General features: G+C 66.5%; 22 protein-coding genes, 1 tRNA gene and 1 pseudogene. 19 read left to right on the top strand and 5 right to left on the bottom strand.

What is annotated here, in order from left to right; genetic code table 11:
* Positions 1-5: 5 nt before the first annotated feature.
* From V4U86_RS03400 to V4U86_RS03360, 9 genes are all read left to right on the top strand, one after another.
* On the top strand, positions 6-620 hold the full coding sequence (locus tag V4U86_RS03400; protein WP_395309889.1) for a TetR family transcriptional regulator: 615 nt from the start codon (positions 6-8) through the stop codon (positions 618-620).
* Positions 617-1819: a cytochrome P450 gene (locus V4U86_RS03395; protein WP_395309888.1), complete on the top strand. Its 1203-nt coding sequence runs from the start codon at positions 617-619 to the stop codon at positions 1817-1819. Before V4U86_RS03400 ends, V4U86_RS03395 begins: the two co-directional genes overlap by 4 nt.
* 19 nt (positions 1820-1838) lie before the next feature.
* The gene (locus V4U86_RS03390; protein WP_395309887.1) at positions 1839-2666 is read left to right on the top strand and encodes an SDR family oxidoreductase; all 828 of its coding nucleotides are present in this window, start codon (positions 1839-1841) and stop codon (positions 2664-2666) included.
* Positions 2663-4024 (top strand): cytochrome P450, encoded by a 1362-nt coding sequence (locus tag V4U86_RS03385; protein ID WP_395309886.1) that lies wholly within the window; start codon positions 2663-2665, stop codon positions 4022-4024. The genes V4U86_RS03390 and V4U86_RS03385 overlap by 4 nt, the downstream gene beginning before the upstream one ends.
* 5 nt (positions 4025-4029) lie before the next feature.
* On the top strand, positions 4030-4236 hold the full coding sequence (locus tag V4U86_RS03380) for a ferredoxin (protein ID WP_395309885.1): 207 nt from the start codon (positions 4030-4032) through the stop codon (positions 4234-4236).
* A 2-nt stretch (positions 4237-4238) separates the two neighbouring features.
* Positions 4239-4778: a nuclear transport factor 2 family protein gene (locus V4U86_RS03375; RefSeq protein WP_395309884.1), complete on the top strand. Its 540-nt coding sequence runs from the start codon at positions 4239-4241 to the stop codon at positions 4776-4778.
* 92 nt (positions 4779-4870) lie between these two features.
* On the top strand, positions 4871-6001 hold the full coding sequence (locus tag V4U86_RS03370) for an NDMA-dependent alcohol dehydrogenase (protein WP_395309883.1): 1131 nt from the start codon (positions 4871-4873) through the stop codon (positions 5999-6001).
* Positions 6002-6067: 66 nt separating this feature from the next.
* Positions 6068-6487, top strand: a complete 420-nt coding sequence (locus V4U86_RS03365) for a nuclear transport factor 2 family protein (RefSeq protein ID WP_395309882.1) — start codon at positions 6068-6070, stop codon at positions 6485-6487.
* A 4-nt stretch (positions 6488-6491) separates the two neighbouring features.
* A complete protein-coding gene (locus V4U86_RS03360; RefSeq protein ID WP_395309881.1) occupies positions 6492-7340 on the top strand; it encodes an SDR family NAD(P)-dependent oxidoreductase in 849 nt (282 codons plus the stop codon).
* Here V4U86_RS03360 and V4U86_RS03355 read toward each other — a convergent pair.
* Entirely contained in the window at positions 7328-8296 is a 969-nt protein-coding gene (locus V4U86_RS03355; protein ID WP_395309880.1) for an acyl-ACP desaturase, read from the bottom strand. The genes V4U86_RS03360 and V4U86_RS03355 overlap by 13 nt on opposite strands.
* A 169-nt stretch (positions 8297-8465) precedes the next feature.
* Here V4U86_RS03355 and V4U86_RS03350 point away from each other — a divergent pair, with 169 nt between their 5' ends.
* Positions 8466-8870: an HIT family protein gene (locus V4U86_RS03350; RefSeq protein WP_395309879.1), complete on the top strand. Its 405-nt coding sequence runs from the start codon at positions 8466-8468 to the stop codon at positions 8868-8870.
* On the opposite strand, the gene V4U86_RS03345 is transcribed toward V4U86_RS03350, so the two are convergent.
* Positions 8858-10306, bottom strand: coding sequence for a sensor histidine kinase (locus tag V4U86_RS03345; protein WP_395309878.1), 1449 nt, complete (start codon positions 10304-10306; stop codon positions 8858-8860). The two genes, V4U86_RS03350 and V4U86_RS03345, sit on opposite strands and share 13 nt — an antisense overlap.
* Before the next feature lie 8 nt (positions 10307-10314).
* Positions 10315-11043: a response regulator transcription factor gene (locus V4U86_RS03340; RefSeq protein WP_395309877.1), complete on the bottom strand. Its 729-nt coding sequence runs from the start codon at positions 11041-11043 to the stop codon at positions 10315-10317.
* A gap of 92 nt (positions 11044-11135) precedes the next feature.
* Here V4U86_RS03340 and V4U86_RS03335 point away from each other — a divergent pair, with 92 nt between their 5' ends.
* The 4 genes and pseudogenes from V4U86_RS03335 (at position 11136) to V4U86_RS03320 (ending at position 13071) form a co-directional block, all read left to right on the top strand.
* Positions 11136-12077, top strand: a complete 942-nt coding sequence (locus V4U86_RS03335) for a hypothetical protein (RefSeq protein WP_395309876.1) — start codon at positions 11136-11138, stop codon at positions 12075-12077.
* A gap of 19 nt (positions 12078-12096) precedes the next feature.
* Positions 12097-12171, top strand: a tRNA-Thr gene (locus V4U86_RS03330).
* Between the two features lie 42 nt (positions 12172-12213).
* Entirely contained in the window at positions 12214-12618 is a 405-nt protein-coding gene (locus V4U86_RS03325; RefSeq protein ID WP_395309875.1) for an HNH endonuclease, read from the top strand.
* Between the two features lie 52 nt (positions 12619-12670).
* A pseudogene (locus tag V4U86_RS03320) lies at positions 12671-13071 on the top strand (HNH endonuclease).
* Positions 13072-13078: 7 nt separating this feature from the next.
* Here the strand turns inward: V4U86_RS03320 and V4U86_RS03315 are convergent.
* Together V4U86_RS03315 and V4U86_RS03310 are read right to left on the bottom strand one after the other, a co-directional pair.
* Positions 13079-14563, bottom strand: a complete 1485-nt coding sequence (locus V4U86_RS03315; protein WP_395309874.1) for a hypothetical protein — start codon at positions 14561-14563, stop codon at positions 13079-13081.
* Positions 14564-14931: 368 nt separating this feature from the next.
* Complete coding sequence (locus V4U86_RS03310; RefSeq protein WP_395309873.1) at positions 14932-15645, bottom strand: GntR family transcriptional regulator; 714 nt, start codon at positions 15643-15645, stop codon at positions 14932-14934.
* Between the two features lie 124 nt (positions 15646-15769).
* Here V4U86_RS03310 and V4U86_RS03305 point away from each other — a divergent pair, with 124 nt between their 5' ends.
* The 5 genes from V4U86_RS03305 to V4U86_RS03285 are packed head-to-tail and all read left to right on the top strand — an operon-like array spanning position 15770 to position 20830.
* Complete coding sequence (locus tag V4U86_RS03305) at positions 15770-16444, top strand: phosphonatase-like hydrolase (RefSeq protein ID WP_395309872.1); 675 nt, start codon at positions 15770-15772, stop codon at positions 16442-16444.
* A gap of 21 nt (positions 16445-16465) precedes the next feature.
* The gene (locus V4U86_RS03300) at positions 16466-17431 is read left to right on the top strand and encodes a phosphate/phosphite/phosphonate ABC transporter substrate-binding protein (protein ID WP_395309871.1); all 966 of its coding nucleotides are present in this window, start codon (positions 16466-16468) and stop codon (positions 17429-17431) included.
* Between the two features lie 5 nt (positions 17432-17436).
* Complete coding sequence (phnC, locus tag V4U86_RS03295) at positions 17437-18255, top strand: phosphonate ABC transporter ATP-binding protein (RefSeq protein WP_395309870.1); 819 nt, start codon at positions 17437-17439, stop codon at positions 18253-18255.
* A complete protein-coding gene (phnE, locus tag V4U86_RS03290) occupies positions 18252-19838 on the top strand; it encodes a phosphonate ABC transporter, permease protein PhnE (RefSeq protein ID WP_395309869.1) in 1587 nt (528 codons plus the stop codon). Before phnC ends, phnE begins: the two co-directional genes overlap by 4 nt.
* A complete protein-coding gene (locus tag V4U86_RS03285) occupies positions 19814-20830 on the top strand; it encodes a zinc-binding dehydrogenase (RefSeq protein WP_395309868.1) in 1017 nt (338 codons plus the stop codon). The genes phnE and V4U86_RS03285 overlap by 25 nt, the downstream gene beginning before the upstream one ends.
* Positions 20831-20836 lie beyond the last annotated feature (6 nt).

Raw genomic sequence — 20836 nt, 5'->3', positions numbered from 1 at the left:
GACATGTGTCCAGCGACCCGGTGGCGACCGTCACAAGCAAGGCCGACGGCAAGCCTGGTGAGGCGCCGCGCAACCGACGCCAGGAGGAGACCTTCCGCAAGGTCGTCACCGCCGGCATGGAGATGCTGCGCGAATCGTCCTATGCGGACCTGACGGTGCGCGCCGTCGCGGCCCGCGCCAAGGTCGCACCCGCCACCGCGTACACCTACTTCTCGTCGAAGAACCATCTGATCGCCGAGGTGTATCTGGATCTGGTCAGGCAGGTCCCGTACTTCACCGATGTCAACGATTCGATGACCGCCCGCGTCGACAAGGCCCTGCGCGCCCTGACCCTCGTCGTCGCCGACGAGCCGGAGGTCGCCGCGGCCTGCACCACCGCGCTGATGAGCGGCAGCAGCGACCCGGCGGTCCGTACGGTCCGCGACCGGATCGGCGGTGAGATCCACAAGCGCATCCGTTCCGCGGTCGGCCCCGACGCCGACCCCCGCATCGTCTCCGCGCTGGAGATGACATTCTTCGGCGCACTCGTCAACGCCGGCAGCGGCGTGTTCACCTACCACCAGATCGCGGACCGACTCACCTACGTCGTCGGGCTGATCCTGGGCGAGGAGTCCAAATGAGCTCACCCACCGTCGACCTGATCCTCGACCCGTACAGCTACGACTTCCACGAGGATCCGTACCCGTACTACAAGCGGCTGCGCGACGAGGCCCCGATCTACCGCAACGACGAGCTGAAGTTCTGGGCGCTGTCCCGGCATGCGGACGTGGTGGCGGGCTTCCGGAACAGCATCAGCCTGTCCAACAAGCACGGGGTGTCCCTGGACCCGATTTCACGCAACGACGAGGCGCACCGGGTGATGTCGTTTCTGGCCCTCGACGATCCCGGCCATCTGCGTCTGCGCACGCTGGTGTCCAAGGGCTTCACCCCGCGGCGGATCCGCGAACTGGAAAGCCGGGTCACCGAGATCGCCCACCAGCATCTGGACACCGCCTTGCAGAACACCACCTTCGATTACGTGGACGAGTTCGCGGGCAAGCTCCCGATGGACGTGATCTCGGAGTTGATGGGGGTGCCCGACGAGGACCGGGTCCGCATCCGCGCCCAGGCCGATGCGGTGATGCACCGCGAGGACGGCGTCGCCGACGTGCCCACCTCGGCCATCGAGGCCTCGGGAGAGCTGCTGGTCTACTACGCCGACATGGTCAAACAGCGACGCAAGCGGCCCACCGACGACCTGACCTCGGCGCTGGTCGCGGCCGAGATCGACGGGGACAAGCTCACCGACGACGAGATCATGGCGTTCCTGTTCCTGATGGTTGTCGCCGGTAACGAGACCACCACCAAACTCCTTGCCAACGCCGCCTTCTGGGGTTACAAGAACCCGGACCAGCTCGCTCCGGTCTTCGACAACCATGACCTGGTGACCCCATGGGTCGAAGAGACGCTGCGCTACGACGCCTCCAGCCAGATCCTGGCCCGTGCGGTGGTCGAGGACATCACCTTCTATGACACCACCGTCCCCGCCGGCGATGTGCTCGTCCTGCTGATCGGCTCCGCCAACCGCGACGAGCGGGTGTTCGCAGATCCCGACGCGTACCGGATCGACCGGGAGATCGGGCCGAAACTGGTGAGTTTCGGTAGTGGCGCGCACTTCTGTCTCGGCGCGCACCTGGCGCGGATGGAGGCCCGGGTGGCGCTGACCGAACTGTTCAAGAGGATCCGCGGGTACGAGGTCGACGAGGCCAACTCCGTCCGGGTCCACTCCAGCAGCGTCCGCGGCTTTGCCCACCTCCCGATGACCGTCCAGCTCCGCTGAGCCCGAAAGGCCCTCTTCGATGCCCAGATTCGACCCCCTGCCCGATCGCCGTCCCGCGCTGGTCGCCGGCGCGTCCTCCGGAATCGGCGAGGCGACCGCGATCAAGCTCGCCGCCAACGGTTTCCCGGTCGCCCTCGGTGCCCGACGCGTGGAGAAGCTCACCGAGATCGTCGGCAGGATCCGCGCCGACGGCGGCGAAGCGATCGCGGTGCACCTCGATGTCACCGACCCCGACTCGGTGAAGGCGGCCGTCGAGCAGACCGTCTCCGAACTCGGCGAGATCGAGGTGTTGGTGGCCGGTGCCGGCGACACCAACTTCGGCAAGTTGCCCGAGATGAGCACCGACGAGTTCGCCGACCAGCTACAGATACATCTGGTGGGGGCCAATCGGCTCGCCACCGCCGTGCTGCCCGGCATGATCGAACGACGGCGTGGCGACCTCATCTTCGTCGGATCCGATGTGGCGCTGCGGCAACGGCCGCACATGGGCGCCTATGGCGCCGCCAAGGCCGGCCTGGTCGCCATGGTGACCAACCTGCAGATGGAACTGGAAGGCACCGGGGTGCGGGCCTCGATCGTGCACCCGGGCCCGACCATGACCTCGATGGGCTGGAGCCTGCCCGCCGAGAAGATCGGCCCCGCGCTGGAGGATTGGGCCAAATGGGGCCAGGCGCGCCACGACTACTTCATGCGCGCCGCCGATCTGGCCCGTGCGATCACCTTTGTGGCCGAGACCCCGCGGGGCCACTACGTCGCGAACATGGAACTGCAGCCCGAGGCTCCGCTCGCCGATGTGAAGGACCGCCAAAAGCTCGCGCTGGGCGAGGAAGGGATGCCGAATCAGTGACCGATCTCAAGGAAGTAGCACGCGTTTCCGGTGGCGAAGGTGAAGAACACGGCCACCTCGAGGAGTTCCGCACCGACCCGATCGGGCTGATGCAGCGTATCCGCTCCGAATGCGGCGACGCGGGCTGGTTCCAGCTCGCGGACAAGCAGGTGGTGCTGCTGTCCGGCGCGGAGGCCAACGAGTTCTTCTTCCGTTCCAGCGACAGCGAACTCAACCAGGCCGAGGCTTATCCGTTCATGACGCCGATCTTCGGTGAGGGCGTGGTGTTCGACGCCGATCCCGAACGCCGGGCGGAGATGCTGCACAACACCGCGCTGCGCGGTGAGCAGATGAAGGGCCACGCAGCCACCATCGAGAACGAGGTCAAGAAGATCATCGCCGACTGGGGCGAGGAAGGCGAGATCGAACTTCTCGACTTCTTCTCCGAGCTGACGATCTACACCTCGACGGCCTGCCTGATCGGTCTGAAGTTCCGCGAACAGCTCGACAGCCGCTTCGCGCACTACTACCACCAGCTGGAGCGCGGCACCGACCCGCTCTGCTACGTCGACCCGTACCTGGACATCGAGAGCTTCCGGATCCGCGACGAGTCCCGGGTCAAACTCGTGGCGCTCGTGCAGGAGATCATGAACGGCCGGATCGCCAATCCTCCCAAGGGCAAAGAGGATCGCGACCTGCTCGACGTGCTGGTGTCCATCAGGGACGAGGAGGGCAACCCCCGCTTCACCGCCAACGAGGTCACCGGCATGTTCATCTCGCTGATGTTCGCCGGCCACCACACCAGCTCGGGCACCTCCTCGTGGACGCTGATCGAGTTGTTGCGCCACCCCGAGTTCTACGCCAAGGTCCAGCAGGAGCTCGACGACCTGTACTCCGATGGCCAGGAGGTGAGTTTCCATGCGCTGCGCCAGATCCCGAATCTGGACAATGCGCTCAAGGAGACCCTGCGCCTGCACCCGCCGCTGATCATCCTGATGCGGGTCGCCCAGGACGAGTTCGAGGTCGCCGGCCACCCGATCCACAAGGGTCAGATGGTGGCCGCCTCGCCGGCGATCTCCAACCGCATCCCCGAGGACTTCCCCGACCCGGATGCGTTCGATCCCGGCCGCTACGAGAAGCCGCGGCAGGAAGATCTGATCAACCGGTGGACCTGGATCCCGTTCGGTGCCGGTAAGCACCGCTGCGTGGGCGCAGCGTTCGCGCAGATGCAGATCAAGGCGATCTTCTCGGTGCTCCTTCGCGAGTACGAGTTCGAGATGTCACAGCCCTCGGAGAGCTACCGCAACGACCACTCCAAGATGGTCGTGCAGCTGGCCCAGCCGGCCAAGGTCCGCTACCGCAAGCGAATCAAGGGTTGACGCCCGTGGGCTGTTACCGCATCGAACTCGACGAAGACCTCTGCCAGGGGCACGCCATGTGCGAGCTGGAGGCACCGGATGTCTTCTCCGTGCCCAAGCGCGGCGTCGTCGAGATCCTCGACCACGAGCCGCCCGACGAACTACGCGATGCCGTCGAGCTCGCCGTCGAAATGTGTCCCACCCGAGCACTGACCCTCATAGAAAAGGACTGACAATGGCCTCACGCGACGCACTGGAAGACTGGGTCCAACGCTGGCTGCAGGCCAACAAGGACGCCGAGGCGGCCGGTGACTGGAAACCGCTGGCGGACTTCTACACCGAGGACGCGACCTACGGCTGGAACATCGGCCCCAAGGAAGACGTCATGTGCGTCGGCAAAAAAGAAATAGCCGAGATCGCCTTGGGGTTGGAGATGCTCGGCCTGGAGAACTGGTACTACGAGTACCAGCGCACGCTCATCGACGACAAGCAGAACGAGATCGTCGGCTTCTGGAAGCAGATCGCCAAGCGCAGCGACGGCACCGAGAGCGAGATCTACGGCATCGGTGGCAGCTGGTTCCGGCTCAACGATCAGCTGCTCATCGAGTGGCAGCGGGACTTCTTCGACTTCGGCCACGTCGCCAAGGGCTACGCGAAGCTCATCGAGTCCGGTGACCTCACCCCGACCATGCAGCAGCGCATCGAACGGTCGCTGGCCGGAGAGAAGCTGCCCGGCTACTACCCGCTCGGACAGGCACCTGTTCCAATTTGGTGACGTGCCAACCACCCGGTTGGTCGTGATGTGACTTAGGTTACTAAGCTATCTTCTGACAAGTTAGTCACAGTCTCCACGAAAGCAAGGATCCGATGAAGACAAAAGGCGCCATCATCCGGGAGTTCAATCAGCCGTGGTCGATCGAGGAGATCGAGATCGGTGACCCGGTAAAAGATGAGGTCAAGATCCAGATGGAGGCCTCCGGGATGTGCCATTCCGACCACCATCTGGTGACCGGAGACATCCCGATGTTCGGGTTCCCGGTGCTGGGCGGGCACGAGGGTGCCGGCATCGTCACCGAGGTCGGTCCCGGCGTGGAGAACGTCAAGCCCGGCGATCACGTCGTGCTCTCGTTCATCCCGTCCTGTGGTGAATGCCCGTCGTGTCAGGCCGGTCTGCGTAACCTCTGCGATCTGGGCGCGGGTCTGCTCGCCGGCGTCGCCGTCTCCGACGGCACCCACCGCATCCACACCGCCTCGGGTGACCCGGTGTTCCCGATGACGCTGCTGGGCACCTTCAGCCCGTACATGGTCGTGCACAAGAGCTCGGTCGTGAAGATCGACGAGTCCATCCCGTTCGAGGTCGCCTGCCTCGTCGGCTGCGGCGTCACCACCGGATACGGCTCCGCCGTCCGCAGCGGCGACATCCGACCCGGCGAGGACGTCGCGATCGTCGGTATCGGTGGCGTCGGCATGGGCGCCCTGCAGGGCGCGGTCAACGCCGGTGCCCGCAACATCTTCGCCATCGACCCGATCGAATGGAAGCGGGACCAGGCCCTCAAGTTCGGTGCCACGCACGTCTACCCGGACATCGAGTCGGCGATGGGCGGCATCGCCGAGGTCACCGCGGGCGGCATGGCCCGCAAGACGATCGTGACCGTCGGTGAACTCAAGGGCAAGGACGTCGACAGCTACCTGAGCATCACCAGCAAGGGCGGCACCTGCGTGCTGACCGCGGTCGGCAGCATGTCCGACACCAACGTCACGCTGAACCTGTCGATGCTGACCCTGCTGCAGAAGAACCTGCAGGGCACCATCTTCGGTGGTGGCAACCCCCATCACGACATCCCGCTGCTGCTGTCGATGTACAAGGCCGGGCGCCTGAACCTCGATGACATGGTCACCCGGCAGTACCAGCTGGAGCAGATCAACGACGGCTACTCCGACATGCTCGAAGGCCGCAACATCCGCGGCGTCATCCGCTACACCGACGCCGACCGCTGACCTACACTCGCCGGCACCGTGTTCGTCACCGGACACGGTGCCGGCGAGCGAGCGTGAAAGGAAACCATGACCGACTCACCCGTCGTCCTCGCCTCCCAGGCATCCTGGCGCTGTGTGCAGGCCGGTGACGGCGAAGGCTGGCTCGCGCTGATGTCCGAGGACATCGTCATCGAGGACCCGATCGGCACGGCCGTCACCAACCCGGACGGCAGCGGGGTGCGCGGCAAGGAGGCCGTGCGGGCCTTCTTCGACACCAACATCGGCCCCAACAAGCTCACGGTCACCTGCCAGGAGACGTTCCCGTCCTCCTCGCCGACCGAGATCGCCTACATCCTGGTGCTGCGCACCGAGTTTCCGAACGGCTTCGTGGCCACCGTCCGCGGCGTGTTCACCTACCGGGTGGACGACGAGGGCCTCATCACCAACCTGCGCGGCTACTGGAACATGGATGCGATGACGTTCTCCGAGGTGGAGAAGGCAGATTAGCGGCGTGCTCGCCGACCGCGCGGCCGTCGTGGTCGGGGGCACCCGCGGTATCGGGCTGGCGGTCGCCGAACTGCTGGCTGCCGAGGGCGCCCGGGTGCTGGTCAACGGCCGCGATCCGGAAGCGGTAGCGCAAGCTGCACAACAGGTTTCAGGTGTCGGGTACAGCGGTTCGCCGGCCGACCCGGCGGTGGCCGACGGACTGGTCGAGGCGTGTGTCGCCGAGTTCGGCCGCATCGACATCCTGATCAACTGCGCGGGCACCGCGGAACCACCCGGCTCCTCGATCCTGTCCATCACCAGCGCACAGTTCCACGATCTCCTCGACGCCCACCTGGTCACCGCGTTCGAGACGGCCCGCGCGGCCGCGCCGCACATGGTGCGGCAGGGCTCCGGCGCCATCGTCAACACCAGTTCGTTCGCCTACCTGGGCGACTACGGAGGCACCGGTTACCCGGCCGGCAAGGGCGGGGTCAACGGCCTCACCCTGGCGATCGCCGCAGAACTGAAAGACCAAGGGGTACGGGCGAATGTGGTGTGCCCGGGCGCGAAGACCCGGTTGTCCACCGGCGCCGACTACGAGCAGCACATCACCGAACTCAACCGGCGGGGCCTGCTCGACGACGCCAGTTTCCAGGGTGCGCTGGACGCCGGGCCCGCCGGGCACGTGGCGCCCACCTACGCCTATCTCGTCAGCGATCTGGCCAAGGACGTCACCGGCCGGATCTTCATCGCCGCAGGCGGTTTCATCGGTGAGTTCGCCCGACCCGCGCCGGGGTTCATCGGGTACCGCGATCACCACGACGCCCCGCCCTACACCCTGGACGAAGTGCATGCGCTGATTCAGGACGCCTGAAGCTCCCGCCTGCTCGCCTCGCGGGCCAGCAGCCGGTCACGCTGTTCCTCGAACCGCTCGACCTTGGCCGCCAGGTCCTGCAAGAACACCGCCAGTTGTTCGCGACGTGCCTCACCCCGCGCGCTGAAATCATTGCGCTCGAAGATGTTCCACTTACGTAGGGTCGGCATGACCACCTCGTCCAGGTGCTGGCGCAGATCGTAGATCCCGTGCTTGGCCATCAGCACGCCGTTGCGCCGGAAGTCGGGCATGCCCTGGCCCGGCATCCGGAAGTTCTCCACCACGGCGGCCACCGCGTCCAGGGTCTGGTCCGGAGCCAGCTCCAACGCGGCGGCACAGACGTTTCGGTAGAAGATCATGTGCAGGTTCTCGTCGGCGGCGATGCGCTGCAGCAACCGGTCGGCGATCGGGTCGTCACAGACCTTGCCGGTGTTGCGGTGACTCACCCGGGTGGCGAGTTCCTGGAACGTCACATAGGAGACCGACATCAGGAATTCCGAGTCGTGTTTGGCCCGCTCCTCCTCGGTGGCGGCGAAGCCGTTGGTGACGTGCTCCATCCGGGCCCGCTCGAGCGCCTGCACATCGACGGCGCGGGTCACCACCAGGTAATCGCGGAGCGCGATACCGTGCCGGTTCTCCTCGGCGGTCCACCGGTTCACCCAGGCACCCCACGGGCCGTCCTGCGAGAAGCTGCCGGCAGCCTCCCGGTGGTAGGACGGCAGATTGTCCTCGGTCAGCAGGTTGGTGATCATCGCGGCGCGTGCGACCTCGCCCAGCTGCGATTGTTCGATACGCCAGTCGGCGCCGTCTGTGCCCGCGTAGTTCCGTCCGTCCTGCCACGGCACATAGTCGTGCGGGTACCAATTTTTCGTGGTGGACAGATGCCGGTTGACGTTGTCCGCGGCGATCGACTCGAGCTCGCGCAGCAGCACGGCATCGGTCATCAACTTCTGCATGGGAGTGGTGGCCTTTCATTCGGCAGTCGTGGCCACGTGAACCGCGGCCACCGCGCACCGAATGGACCCAACACCCGGAGTGTTGCGTATTTGCATACACAACATCAGCGCCTCGCACAGTACTGGCAGCCGGTCCCCCGCGCCGAAACCGACACATATGCTCGTACCCATGGCGACCGTCTTCAGCATGATCATCAACGGGGATCTGCCCGGCCGATTCGTCTACGAGGACGACGAGATCGTGGCGTTCCTGACCATCGAGCCGATGACGCAGGGCCACACCCTGGTGGTGCCGCGCGCCGAGGTGGACAACTGGCAGGACCTCGACCCGGATCTGTTCGGCCGGGTGATGGCGGTCTCGCAGAAGATCGGCAAGGCCGTCTGCGCGGCGTTCGAGACGGAACGGTCCGGCGTGATCATCGCCGGTCTGGAGGTCCCGCACCTGCACGTGCACGTGTTCCCGGCCCGCAACCTCAGCGATTTCGGGTTCGCGAATGTGGACCGCAACCCCTCGCCGGAGTCGCTCGACGAGGCGCAGGCCAAGATCAAGGCAGCGCTCGCTCAGCTGGGCTGAGCGGTCTCCGAGGCCGCCGGGACGGCTCCGGCCACGTCCAGGGTGCGGGGCAGGCTGACCCGGAACCGGGACCCGCGCCCGGGGGCCGTCTGCACCGACACCCTGCCGCCGTGCGCGGCCACCAGCGAGTCGACGATCGACAGGCCGAGGCCGAACCCGCCGCTGGCGCGCGTCCGCGACGTGTCCGCGCGGTAGAACCGCTCGAATACACGCTGCGCGTCCTCGGGTTTCATGCCCGGACCCCGATCGCACACCTCCAGCACGGCGTCGTCGTCGTCGGTGCCCACCCGCACGGTGATGTCCGCGTCCTGCGGGGTGTGCTGCAGGGCGTTGGACATCAGGTTGCTGAACACCTGGCGCAGTCTTGCCTCGTCGCCCAGCACCTCGGGGATGCCCGGACCGTCGAACACCTCCATCCGGATCCGTCGCCCGGGGGCCACCGTCTGCGCGTCGTGCACCGCATCGGTGGCCAGCGCCAGCAGATCCACCCGGCCCTGGTCCAGCGGTCGCTGTTCGTCGAGGCGGGCCAGCAGCAGCAGGTCCTCGACGAGCAGGCCCATCCGGCCTGCCTCGCTCTCGATGCGCCCCATCAACATGTCCGTGTCGCGGGTGGCGCCCTGGCGGTACAGCTCGGCATAGCCGCGGATGGTGGTCAGCGGGGTGCGCAAGTCATGGCTGGCGTCGCCGATGAACCGGCGCATCCGCTCCTCGGATTCGCGGGCCAGTTCCGCCGACTGCTCCGAGGACGCCAGCGCCCGCTGGATCTGGGCCAGCATGCCGTTCAACGCCAGCGACAGGCGTCCCACCTCGGTGCGTGGATCACGTTGCGGGACACGGCGGTCCAGCTCACCTCCGGCGATCGCCGCGGCCGTCTCCTCCACCTCGGCCAGTGGCCGCAGGCTGCGGTGCACCACCGCATAGCCGACCACCCCGAGCACCAGCAACACCGCCGCGCCGATCGCGAACTGCGACCAGATGAGCGCACGCATGGTGGACTCGACCTCGTTGAGGTCCATCGCCACGGTGGTCAGTTCCCCGGTGGGTCCGCGGACCGTCACCGCCCGCCACTTCACCTCCGAGTTGTCCTGCGAGCTCACGGTCACCGGGTCCGGGCCGACGTCGTTGTTCGCGGGCAGCACCGGATCGTCGGCACCGTTCTTCACGGCCAATCGCACACTGCCGTCCGCATCGGTGCCGCGCACGTAGAAGCTCGACGGCGGATAGGCGGGACTGGGATCGGGTACCGGGACCGCGGTCATCATCGGCGCCCGCGCCCACCCGCCGGAAGCCTCGAGCAGCGTCTGGTCGATGCGCTGGATCTCGGTGTGCCGCATCAACGAGGTGACCGCGATGCCGGAGGCCAGCAGGCCCAGGCCTACCAAAACCAGGGTGGCCGCGACCAGCCCGACCCGTAGCGGAATCCCGCGTCTGCCCACCGGCGCGCCTAGCGCGGCTCGCGCAGTACGTAGCCGACCCCGCGCAATGTGTGCAGCAGCCGTTTCTCCCCGGTGTCGATCTTGCGGCGCAGATAGGACACATAGGACTCGACGACGTTGACGTCGCCACCGAAGTCGTAGCGCCACACGTGGTCGAGGATCTTCGGTTTGCTCAGCACGGTGCCGGCATTGATCACGAAGTAACGAAGCAGGGTGAACTCGGTGGGCGACAACGAGACCGGTTCACCGGCCTTCCACACCTCGTGGGTCTCCTCGTCGAGTTCGATGTCGGCGAAGGTGAGCCGGGCGTTGCGTGGCTCCTCGACACCGCGGCCGACCCGGCGCAGGATGACCCGCAGCCGCGCCACCACCTCCTCCAGGCTGAACGGCTTGGTGACGTAGTCGTCGCCACCGAGGGTCAGCCCGGTGATCTTGTCCTGCAGGTTGTCGCGGGCGGTGAGGAACAGCGCCGGGGCGTCTATACCGTCGGCGCGCATCCGGCGCAGCACTCCGAACCCGTCCATGCCGGGCATCATCACGTCCAGGATGACCGCGTCGGGTCGGATCTCCCGGGCCTTGTCCAGCGCATCGGTGCCGCTGGAGGCGGTATGCACCTCGAAGCCCTGAAACTTCAGGCTCACCGAGAGCAACTCGACGATGTTGGTCTCATCGTCGACGACCAGCACCCGCGCCTCCGGGATGCTGTGCGCGGATTCCGATATTGCTGCCATGGCCATGTGACCACGTTCCTCCCCGGACTTGAAGCGAAGCTGCGTAGTTGTTGTGAACTTGCTGAGAATGCGGCTCGGTGCCGTCCTAGACTGGGCTGATGAACCTGGTCGGCACCGTCGTGCAGTTTGCCACCGCGCCCGTCCGGGCCGGCTTGGCCGTCGCCGACCTGGGCCTCAACATCGCCGCCGGCTCACTGAAGGTGGTCCGGCGTTCGCTCGACGATCCCGGTGCGGTGGGCAACCCGACGTCCTTCGCCTCGATGCTCGGCATCGACGACGCGGTGGACCGCGCGAACCGGCTGGCCCGGCTGATGGACGACGACGCGCCGCTGGGCCGCGCACTCGCCCCGGAAGGCCCGCTCAACCAGCTGCTGCGACCGGGTGGGCTGGTGGATCAACTGACCGCCCCGGGGGGATTACTGGACCGGCTGAACAACGAGAACGGGCCGGTCGCCCGGGCGCTGGCCGAGGGCGGGCTGATCGACCAGGTCACCGCCGAGGGCGGCCTGGTGGATCGGCTGACCGCCGACAACGGCGTGGTGACCCGGGTGATCGCGCCCGGCGGCCTGGCCGACCGGTTGCTGGCCGAGGACGGCGTGGTGGACCAGGTGACAGCCGAGGGCGGGCTGATCGACCGGCTGACCACCGACAGCGGGGCGCTGTCGCGGGTGATCGCCCCCGGCGGCCTGGCCGACCAGCTGCTCGCCGACGACGGGCTGATCGAGCGGATCCTGCGCGAGGACGGCGTGGTGGACACCCTGCTGTCCGAGGGCGGGCTGCTGGACACCCTGACCGACCCGGACGGGCCGCTGCTCAAGCTCGCCGACGTGGCCGACACCCTCAACCGGCTCACCCCCGGACTGGAAGCGCTGGCTCCGACGATCGACGCGCTGCACGAGGCCGTGATCACGCTGTCCCAGGTGGTGAACCCGCTGAGCAACATCGCCGGGCGCATCCCGCTGCCGCGTCAGCGCGGCCGGCGCAGCAGCACCGGGCCGCGGGCGGTGGTCTCCGAACGGATCATCGACGAGGAAGGCTAAGCTGTCCGGCGTAGTACATGCCTCCGTAGCTCAGTGGTAGAGCGGCGCTCTTGTAAAGCGTAGGCCGTCGGTTCAATCCCGACCGGGGGCTCCACACGGCATCTGACTTGTCAGTGCTGACTCGTAGCTTCGTTTCATGAGGCTCTGTCAGGGCTGCGGAGCGGAACTCACCAAGCGCAGCCAAAAGCTCTTCTGCAGCAATCCATGTCAGATTGCCTACCGCCGCGCCGCACGAATCAATCTCTGGCTGAAATCCGGCGAGGGCCGAACGGGTTCACTTCGCGGCCACTACATCCGGGCTTATATCGAGGCAGAGCAAGCCGGGTGCTGCGCGATCTGCGGCGGCACGAACAACTGGCAAGGGCACCCGCTGACGCTGATCCTGGACCACATCGACGGCGACCCGACTGACAACCGCCGGGAGAATCTGCGCCTGGTCTGCCCGAACTGCGACTCCCAACTACCCACCTATAAGAGCCGCAACCGGGGCAGCGGCCGGGCCTTCCGTCGAAAACGCTATGCCGACGGCAAGTCCTACTAGCGCCATGACGCCGGCGAACGACTTGTCGGTACCCGCCCATAGCGTCAGGCCCATGAGACTCTGCCTAGGATGCGGCGCAGCACTTTCCAAGCGCAGCCAAAAGATCTACTGCGGTAATGCCTGCCAGGCCGCCACACGGCGAAATGCACAGCACTGTGGTTGGAGTCCGGCGAAGCCAAGATCCGCGGCGAACGTGGCAACTACATCCGGCGGCACATCGAGGCCGAGCAAGCCGGCTGCTGCGCGCTCTGTCGCAATGCGAGCACCTGGCAGGGCCTACCCCTGACGCTGGTCCTCGACCACATCGACGTCAACCCCGAGAACAACCGCCGGGAGAACCTGCGCCTGGTCTGCCCGAACTGCGACTCACAGTTGCCGACCTACAAGAGCCGCAACCGGGGCAGCGGGCGCGCCTTCCGCCGGCAGCGCTACGCCGACGGGAAGTCGTATTAGCGGCATCTCAGTTGTATCGGTCCAGTGTTTTGAGAATCTTCTGAGCCTCTGGATCAAGGTTGTTCGGCAGAAGCCCCCGCTTGGGACCCACTGCACCCCATTGCATGAGCCGGTCGATCGCCTTTCCAGCCAGCACAGCGGTGCGCTGCCATTGCATGCGATTGGCGTGCACGACGTCGTCCGGGGGCGTGCCATCGTCGTCCCAGCCGATCGGAAAGTCGACGTCCAAGACAACTCCGCGCCGGAGGGGCTCGATGCCGCTGACGGCGGTTCGGAGCTCATCTCGCCATGCGATCCATTGGTCCGCCGTGAATCGTGATTCCTTGGTGTCAAATCGCCTCACTTTCAGCGCCTGATGCCGCATCATCGCGTCCGACTCACTCAGCAGAACAACGAATGGCGCTCGCTCACTTAGCATTTCATCATTCAGCATCGAAATCAGGGCGTGTTGCTCGATCTCTTCACCATCGTCATCGACGACCCCGCGGCCGGAGTGATGCACTACGGTCCTCGATTTGCAGTCAGCTAGCAGCGACCGAAGACTGTCGTTCTTGATCTTGTTCACGGCTTCGATATAGCGGTCCCGTTCCGGCTCAAGTATCGGAGCGACCGCTCGGCCGACGGACGCGCTGTTCTCCAGACCCCAACCCAGTGCCCTCGCGGCAACCGCAGCCACATTGGGACACCACGCAACCTGACTGACTGCCACAAAAAGGACACTCTCACGGTGCAGATGTGGCAACGGCACCGCAATCTGAGACGGCATACGGTCCCGCGCGAACATCGGCACTTGCAGATAGACCACATCTTCTGGACGCGATGGCGTGGCCGGAGCCGGAAGGGGGCGGACCGACGGCGCGAGGAACCACGCACGGTCTTGGATCACCCGGCCGAACTCAGCCACGAACAATGACCGTGCAGATGCGTCTGGAGGCATCGTTTCTGGGTGCGTAAGTGTCACAGCAAGGCGTATGCCAGTGACGACCTCCGCTTCTTGCGTGGGGCCCGATACATGCGGCAGCACGCTCACCGCCCACCGAGTGGACCCGGCGATCTCGCGGAGCAGACTCACGTCCAGACCTCCTGCACGCATCGCCGCGAGTTCCGATTCAAACTGCAATGCTCGGAGTTCAGCATTTCTCTGCTGCAAAATCAGCGAACGATCGTTGGGCAAATCCGGAAACAAGGCGCGCATCAAGGCGTCCGGAGAAATGCGAAGAGTCTTTGAAATTTGAACTAGTTCTTCCAGGCTCAACACCTTCGCTTCGAGTCGCTCCCGAACTCTCTTTATCGAGGATTCATCATCCCCACCGCGGATGCTTATCGCCAGTTCCCTGATAGTCATGCCAGATTCCTCGAAAGCACTCGTTAGCAACTCCGCCAGCCGATCCCGCACTTCGCCCTCCTGTAGTCGTTCAGAAGTATCAATGCCGGGAACAGGCAGCGCAAGTCCGCTTTCTGGCCGATCCATCCGATTTTTGGCGGCCGCCAAGTCCGCCAGAAGTCGGACGCCGGAACCGCCAAAATTCGATCAAATTCGATGGACCTCTGTCACTTAAGGCCGAACCCCGATCGCCATATTCTGACGCGAGAAGTCAGTAAGCCATACATCGTAGACCACCGTTCAGAAGGGGATCTAAGTGTTGGAACTTCGAATTGCGCTGCTGCTGTCGATTTCTTCGTTCGTGGCAATCGCAGTGGCCATACTCACCGTCGCGTGCGGCAAGTCATTGCCTGCTGCAATTCTCGCGGGAGGGGCAGCGTTCGGACCCGCGCTGCTTTGGTGCGACCAGGTCGTCGGGGGCGCCTGAGTCGCCCGCGGCACCCGCAGCGGTCCACATCGCCGCGCGAAGACGACCACTAGCGGTCCTCCATGGTGATCGTGAACGTCATCCGGTCGCCGCGGTAGAGCGAGCGCCGCTGCTCGATGGGCACGCCGTGCTGGTCGTAGGACACCCGGTTCAGCAGGAACATCGGGGTGCGGGCGTCGACAGTCAACAGCGCCGACTCCCGCGCATCCGGCAACGCGGTGTCGATGGTATCGACGGTGCGCTCGAATTTGAGTCCCCTGCTGCGGATCTCGGCGTACAGCGAGGTTCGGTAATCGAACCGGTCCTCGAGTCCGGGATGGCGGTGGGCAGGCAGCCGGGTGGTTTCCAGCCCCACCCGCACACCGTCGGTGGTGAAGACCCGCTCCAGCTGGATCACCGGGGCGCCCACCTCCACGGCGAGCGTGCCGGCCAGAGCCTCGTCGGCCGCCAGCCGGGTCCAGCCGACCAGGAAGCGGTCGACGTTGTGCCCCTCGTCCCGGGCGGCCTCGGTATAGGAACCCATGCCCAGCGGCTGCAGCAGCTTGGGGGCGGCCACCACGGTGGTGCGCCCCCGGCGCTCGATCCGTCCGGCCAGCAGCAGCTCGCGCATCGCCTGGCGTACGGTCTCGCGGGCGACGTCGAACTGCTCGGCGATCTCACGTTCGGCGGGAAACGGGTCCCCGACCTGCAATCCATCCAGCAGGCGGTCGAGCTGCCCCCGCACGACCTGATGCTTGAGCACCCGTGGTTGTGCACCGCTCATCACCTGGCCGACGGTAGCAAAAAGATGGCATAGACCATGGTCTAGACCTGCCGGTCGCGGACTGTTCACCAGCCGTTCGCCATCGGTATACGACTTGGTATAGACCAACTGTCAGGGTGTCGGCATGCACCCGATCGAACTCACAGTCCTGGACATGGCGGGCACCACCGTCGCCGACGACGGCTTGGTCCTGCACGCCTTCGACGAAGCGGCCTCCGCAGTCGGCGTCCCCGCCACCGGCGCGGAACGCGACACCGCCCGCACGTATGTGCTCGACACCATGGGCCAATCCAAGATCGAGGTCTTCCGCCACCTGTTCGGATCCGAAGACCGTGCCCAACAGGCCAACTCGACGTTCGAACGGGTCTACGCGGACTCCATCGAGGGTGGGGTCTCGGCGATTCCGGGTGCCGCCGAGGCGATCACGCGCCTGCGCGACGCCGGCCTCAAGGTGGCACTGACCACCGGGTTCAGCCCGTCCACCCAGCAGCGCATCATCGACGAACTCGGTTGGGCCGAGATCGCCGATGTGGTGCTCGCGCCGGGCCAAGGCGGGCGGGGGCGCCCCTACCCGGACCTCGTCCTGAATTCCCTGCTGCGCACCGGCATCGACGACGTCGCCAAGGTGGCCGTCCTCGGCGACACCTCCAGCGACATCCTGTCCGGCCTGCGGGCCGGCGCCTCGATCGTCGCGGGCACCCTCACCGGCGCGCACGATGCCGAGACCCTGAGCGGCGCCGGAGCTACCCACGTGGTGGCCACCGTCGCCGACTTCGCCGATCTCTGTCTCTCCCACTGAAACGCGAAAGGAACCACCCTCATGAAGTTTCACAAAGTAGCGTCCACTGCCGCCGCTGCCGGGCTCGCGCTGGCGATGGCCGCCTGCTCCGGCGGTGACTCCGAATCCGAATCCACCAATGCACAGGGCTTCCCCGACACGATCACCCTGGCGGCTATCCCGGCCGAGAACTCCTCGGACCTCAAGGCCAGCTACGACCCGCTGATCAAGATGCTGGAACAGGAAACCGGATCCACGGTCGAATTCGTGCAGGCCTCCGACTACGCCGGAGTCGTCGAGGGCATGATCGCCGACAACGTCGACCTCGCCTTCTTCGGGCCGTTCGCCTATGTGGTGGCCGGAATCAACGGTGCCAAGATCACCCCGCTCGGAGCCGTCATCCAGGACGAGGGCACCCCGCCCGGCTACCAGTCCTACGGACTTACCCGCGCCGACTCCACCGACATCAACGGCCTCAAGGACTTCGCCGGCAAGAAGGTCTGCTTCGTCGATCCCGGGTCCACCTCCGGATTCCTCTACCCCACAGCCGGTCTGATCGAGGAGGGCGTGATCCGGTCCGGATCTGAGGCCGACGTCTCGGCCGCCATGTCCCCGGTGTTCGCCGGCGGTCACGACTCCTCCGCGCTGTCCATCGCCAATGGCGACTGCGACGCGGGCTTCGCCTTCGACACCATGGTCGACAGGACGATGATCGAGAAGGGTGACCTGCAGCCGGGCCAACTCCGGACGGTGTGGAAGTCGGAGATGATCGCCGGTTCGGTGTTCGCCGCCAACGATTCACTGGGCACCGAGGCCATCGACAAACTCAAGGGCATCTTCACCGAGAAGATCAACGTGCAGGCCCTGGAAGCCGCGGGCTTCTGCGAGGGCGACGACTGCCGTGTCACCGACGAACGCGCGTGGGGCGTGGTGCCGGCCTCCGACTCCGTCTACGACGGTGTGCGCCATGTCTGTGATGTGACCGGATCCGAGAAGTGCAAGGGCTGATCTCCATGACCGCGGTCGACTCCGACCATCCCGTCGCGGGCGACGACGTCGTCGTCGCCGCCCGCGACGTCACCAAGCGATTCGGTGACACCCTGGCACTGGACAATGTCTCGCTCGACGTGCGGCGCAGCGAATTGCTGGTGCTGCTGGGGCTTTCCGGGTCGGGCAAGTCGACGTTGCTGCGCTGTTTCAACGGACTGCACCCGGTCACCTCCGGCCAGATCAACGTGGGCGGCACCCGGGTGGACCGGGCGTCCCCGGCCCAGTTGCGCGCGCTGCGTACCCGGGTCGGCTTCGTGTTCCAGCATTTCAACCTCGTCGGCCGGCTCAGCTGTCTGGAGAACGTCCTCATCGGCGGCCTCGGCACGCTCAGGCTCCCCCGGTACGGCGCACTGACCTACCCGAAGCACATGCGCGCCGCCGCGCTGAGCTACCTGGACCGCGTCGGTCTCGCCGATTTCGCCGACCGGCGCGCCGACACCCTCTCGGGCGGCCAGCAGCAGCGGGTGGCCATCGCCCGCACCCTGATGCAGCGTCCGGCCCTGCTGCTCGCCGACGAACCGGTCGCCTCGCTGGATCCCGAGAATGCCGGCGTGGTCATGGATCTGCTGTTCCGGGTCTGCATCGAGGAGAAGCTCACCGTGGTGTGCACCCTGCACCAGGTCGACCTCGCGCTGGGCTGGGCCCACCGCCTGATCGGTCTGCGCAACGGCAGGAAGGTCCTCGACCGGCCCGCGGTCGGCATGACCCGCGACGAGGTCATGTCCATCTATCAGCGGGTCGACCCCTCCGGCGAGCCGACCGCGGCGAACCGGAAGCGATGACCACCCCCGTCGCAGTACGGCCCCCGACCGGCCACGGCCCCCGACCGCCCCGGCCCGACCTGCTGCATCTGGTGACCGCGGCGGCGCTGGTCGCCACCTTGGTATCGGCCTGGTCCATCGGCTTCTCCCCTGCCGAGCTCACCGACGGATTCGATCATGTGCTGCGCCTGATCGACCGGATGCTGCCGCCACGCCTCGACGACCCGGCGCGTATCGGGGTGCTCGCCGCCGAGACCCTGCTGATGGCGGTGCTGGGCACCGTGCTCGCCGCCATCGTGTCGGTTCCGTTGGCGTTCCTGGCCGCCCGTAACACCACCCCGCACCCGGCCGTCTACGCCGTCGCACGGGCCGTCATCACGTTCTGCCGGGCCATGCCGGATCTACTGTTCGCGGTGCTGTTCGTACGCGCGCTCGGCATCGGGGTGCTGCCCGGTATTCTCGCGCTGGCCCTGCACTCCATCGGCATGCTCGGCAAACTCTTCGCCGACGCCATCGAACAGTCCGATTCCGGCCCACGGGAGGCCGTCCGGAGCACAGGCGCCGGATATCTCCGTGAGATGATCAATGCTGTTGTGCCCCAGGTTATTCCGTCTTGGATAGGCACCTTCGTCTATCGCATCGACATCAACCTGCGGATGTCGGTGGTGCTGGGCTTCGTCGGCGCGGGCGGCATCGGCTTCGCGCTGCAGGATGCGCTGCGCGGTCTGATCTACCCCCGCGCACTCGGCATCGTCTGCGTCATCCTGGTCATCATCGTCGCGATGGAACTGTTGTCCATCGCGATCCGCCGGATGCTGTTGGCACCGGGGCGTTCCGATCCGCGACGCGACAGGATCATGCGGTTCACGTTCTCCGGCCTGCTCGCCGGCACCGTCATCGCGGCGCTGGTGGTGCTACGGATCAACCCGCTGTCCTTGCTCACCTGGGTCGTCCCGTCGGTCGAGGTGTTCACCAGGATGGTCCCGCCGAACTTCAGTGCCCTGGGCGCCGACCTGTTCGAAGCAGCGGCCCAGACCGTCGCCATCGGGGTGGTGTCCACCGCGATCGGCGTGGTGCTGTCCATCCCGGTCGGAATCCTGGCCGCGCGCAACATCTCTCCCGGCCCGATCGTCTACTGGCTGGCCCGCGGCTGGATCCTGGCGGTGCGCGCGGTCCCGGAGCTCATCCTTGCCGTCATCTTCGTTGCCGCCCTGGGGCTGGGGCCCATCGCGGGTACCTTTGCGCTGGCCATCGGTTCGGTCGGATTCCTGGCCAAGCTGGTCGCCGACGCGGTGGAGGAGATCGATCCCGGGCCGCTGGAAGCGGTGCGCTCGGTCGGCGGAGGATGGTGGAAGACGTTGTTCGCGGCGGTGATCCCGCAGACGATGCCGGCGCTGGTCGGATCGAGCCTGTACCTGTTCGACGTCAACGTCCGCACCTCGACGGTGCTGGGCATCGTCGGCGCCGGTGGCATCGGATTCCTGCTATTCGAATCCATTCGCACGCTGAACTTCGACGTCGCCGGCGCGATCGTGATCGTCATCTTCGTCATCGTCTACTCGATCGAGAGGTTGTCCGGATGGATCCGCTCACGCCTGGTATGACCACCGCCGCGGTGTGGACCGGTGGCGCGTCCATCATGCTGGAGCAGGTCGCGGTGCCGCCGCTGCGCGAGGGTGAGACGCTGGTCCGGGTCCGGCTGGCCACCGTGTGCGGCAGCGACCTGCACACCGTCACGGGCCGCCGACCGGCGCCGTGTCCATCGGTGCTCGGTCACGAGGCGGTCGGCGACGTCATCGCCGTCGGCCCGGGCGCACCGGCCGAACCCGGCCAACGGATCGTCTGGTCCGTCACCGTCAGCTGTGGGGAATGCCCGCGCTGCCGGTCGGGCCGCAGCGCCAAGTGCACGGCGGTACGCAAGACCGGCCATGAGCCGTTCGACGGGCAGTGGCCGCTGTCGGGTTCCTACGCCCGCCACATCGTCCTGCCGCGCGGGACCACCATCTCGGTGGTACCCACCCGGATGCCGGACGCGGTGGCCGCACCGGCCGCCTGCGCGACGGCCACGGTGATGGCGACGATGGAAGCCGCCGGTTCGCTCGCCGGCAAGCGCGTGCTGATCGGCGGGGCGGGCATGCTCGGGCTCACCGCCGTGGCGGCCTGCCTGGACGCCGGCGCTCACGTCGAGGCAATCGACAGCGACCCCGACCGGCTGGCGCTGGCCGTCGAGTTCGGGGCGGTATCCGGCACCGACGAACCGGTCGACGTGGCCATCGATTACACCGGGTCGAGCGATGCGGTGGGTGCGGCGCTGGCCCGGCTCGACATCGGCGGGGTGCTGGTGCTGGCCGGGTCGGTGACACCCGGCCCTCCCCTGCCGGTGGATCCGGAGTCGGTGGTCCGGTGCTGGCTGACGATCACCGGGGTGCACAACTACGAACCGCGGCATCTGCACCAGGCGGTCCGATTCCTGGACCGCACCCTCGCCAGGCATCCCTGGCATCGGCTGGTCGCACCCCCGGTCCCACTGGCCGAACTCGCGGCGGCGCTGCGCCCACCGCCGACACGGACGCTGCGCACCGCGGTGGCACCCTGACCGCTG

Source organism: Mycobacterium sp. AMU20-3851 (assembly GCF_043974665.1).
Lineage (GTDB): Bacteria > Actinomycetota > Actinomycetes > Mycobacteriales > Mycobacteriaceae > Mycobacterium.
This window is presented reverse-complemented; position numbering and strand designations above follow the sequence as displayed.

What these genes read in the sequence shown, in the direction of transcription:
- V4U86_RS03395 (WP_395309888.1), top strand. Translation starts at nt 617, where the DNA reads ATGAGCTCACCCACCGTCGACCTGATCCTCGACCCGTACAGCTACGAC.
- V4U86_RS03390 (WP_395309887.1), top strand. Translation starts at nt 1,839, where the DNA reads ATGCCCAGATTCGACCCCCTGCCCGATCGCCGTCCCGCGCTGGTCGCC.
- V4U86_RS03375 (WP_395309884.1), top strand. Translation starts at nt 4,239, where the DNA reads ATGGCCTCACGCGACGCACTGGAAGACTGGGTCCAACGCTGGCTGCAG.
- V4U86_RS03370 (WP_395309883.1), top strand. Translation starts at nt 4,871, where the DNA reads ATGAAGACAAAAGGCGCCATCATCCGGGAGTTCAATCAGCCGTGGTCG.
- V4U86_RS03365 (WP_395309882.1), top strand. Translation starts at nt 6,068, where the DNA reads ATGACCGACTCACCCGTCGTCCTCGCCTCCCAGGCATCCTGGCGCTGT.
- V4U86_RS03355 (WP_395309880.1), bottom strand. Translation starts at nt 8,296, where the DNA reads ATGCAGAAGTTGATGACCGATGCCGTGCTGCTGCGCGAGCTCGAGTCG.
- V4U86_RS03350 (WP_395309879.1), top strand. Translation starts at nt 8,466, where the DNA reads ATGGCGACCGTCTTCAGCATGATCATCAACGGGGATCTGCCCGGCCGA.
- V4U86_RS03340 (WP_395309877.1), bottom strand. Translation starts at nt 11,043, where the DNA reads ATGGCCATGGCAGCAATATCGGAATCCGCGCACAGCATCCCGGAGGCG.
- V4U86_RS03335 (WP_395309876.1), top strand. Translation starts at nt 11,136, where the DNA reads ATGAACCTGGTCGGCACCGTCGTGCAGTTTGCCACCGCGCCCGTCCGG.
- V4U86_RS03325 (WP_395309875.1), top strand. Translation starts at nt 12,214, where the DNA reads ATGAGGCTCTGTCAGGGCTGCGGAGCGGAACTCACCAAGCGCAGCCAA.
- V4U86_RS03310 (WP_395309873.1), bottom strand. Translation starts at nt 15,645, where the DNA reads ATGAGCGGTGCACAACCACGGGTGCTCAAGCATCAGGTCGTGCGGGGG.
- V4U86_RS03305 (WP_395309872.1), top strand. Translation starts at nt 15,770, where the DNA reads ATGCACCCGATCGAACTCACAGTCCTGGACATGGCGGGCACCACCGTC.
- V4U86_RS03300 (WP_395309871.1), top strand. Translation starts at nt 16,466, where the DNA reads ATGAAGTTTCACAAAGTAGCGTCCACTGCCGCCGCTGCCGGGCTCGCG.
- phnC (WP_395309870.1), top strand. Translation starts at nt 17,437, where the DNA reads ATGACCGCGGTCGACTCCGACCATCCCGTCGCGGGCGACGACGTCGTC.
- phnE (WP_395309869.1), top strand. Translation starts at nt 18,252, where the DNA reads ATGACCACCCCCGTCGCAGTACGGCCCCCGACCGGCCACGGCCCCCGA.
- V4U86_RS03285 (WP_395309868.1), top strand. Translation starts at nt 19,814, where the DNA reads ATGGATCCGCTCACGCCTGGTATGACCACCGCCGCGGTGTGGACCGGT.